Annotated in this window: 1 protein-coding gene; it reads left to right on the forward strand. The window is 66.3% G+C overall.

The features are described from left to right. Positions 1–7 precede the first annotated feature (7 nt). A partial coding sequence (locus tag AF1_RS32515; RefSeq protein ID WP_157419439.1) for an MDR/SDR family oxidoreductase occupies positions 8–1,416 on the forward strand: 1,409 nt, incomplete at its 3' end.

The raw sequence follows: 1,416 nt of genomic DNA on the forward strand, positions 1-1,416 counted from the left end.
CGAGAAGTTGCTGGTCCCGCCGAGTGATGTCGGCTGGCAACTGGAGACGACGGCGCGGACGGGGACTCTGGAGGACATCGTCCTCGCCCCGACGAGCCATCACGGTGATCCGCTTCATCCGGATCACGTGCGCATTCGGACCCATGCCGCCGGGCTCAATTTCCGTGACGTGCTCGTGTCACTCGGAATGGTCAATCACCGCGCGCCCATTGGCGGCGAGGAAGCGGGTGTGGTCATCGAAGTGGGCGAGAACGTCCGGTCGTTCAAGCCAGGCGACCGGGTGACCGGTCTGTTCACCCACGGCGGTATCAGCCCGACCGCGACCACCGATCACCGGCTGGTCATGCGGATCCCCGACCACTGGACCTGGCCGCAGGCCGCGACCATCCCGGTCGCCTTCCTCACCGCGTACCACGGCCTGATCACCCTGGCGAACCTGCAACCCGGACAGAAAGTCCTCATCCACACCGCCACCGGCGGCGTCGGCCTGGCCGCCCTGCAAATCGCCCGCCTGCACGGCGCCGAAATCTACGCCACCGCCAGCCCCCACAAATGGCCCACCCTCCACCAGCAGGGCCTGGACGACGACCACATCGCCAACAGCCGCACCACCGACTACGAGCACCACTTCCGCGCCACCGCGCCCGACGGCATCGACATCGTCCTCAACAGCCTCGCCCACGACCACACCGACGCCTCACTTCGCCTCCTCAACCCCCACGGCCATTTCATAGAAATGGGAAAGACCGACATACGAACCCCCGATCAACTCACCCACCACCCCGACATCCACTACCAAGCCTTCGACCTCCTCGACAACGGAACACCCCACCTCCAACAACTCATCACCACCCTCCAGCAGCACTTCACCAACAACACCCTGCACCCCCTCCCCGCCACCGATCACCCGATCACCCACACGCACCAAGCCATCCGCACCCTCTCCCATGCACGCCACATCGGAAAGATCACCCTCACCCTCCCCACGCCACCTGCCACCACCAAGACCACGACTCTCATCACCGGCGGCACCGGAACCCTCGGCGCGTTGGTCGCCCAACACCTCATCGCCCAACACGACGCCGCACGCCTGCTCCTCACCAGCAGGCAAGGACCCGATGCCCCCGGCGCCCAACAACTCAAGGAACACCTCGAAGGCTTGGGCGCCCAGGTCACCATCGCGGCCTGCGACGCCGCCGCCCCCGACGCGCTGGCCGAACTCCTCGCCGCCATTCCTGACGACCGTCCACTGAAGACCGTCATCCACGCCGCCGGGATCCTGGACGACGCGCCCCTGGAGAACCAGACACCCGAACGCCTCGCGGCAGTGCTCCGGCCCAAGGTCGACGCCGCGTGGAACCTGCACGAACAGACCAAGAACCTCGACCTGGACGCGTTCGTACTCTTCTCCTCCGC

Origin of the sequence: Actinomadura formosensis NBRC 14204, from assembly GCF_001552155.1 — a bacterium.
Classification (GTDB): Bacteria; Actinomycetota; Actinomycetes; order Streptosporangiales; family Streptosporangiaceae; genus Spirillospora; species Spirillospora formosensis.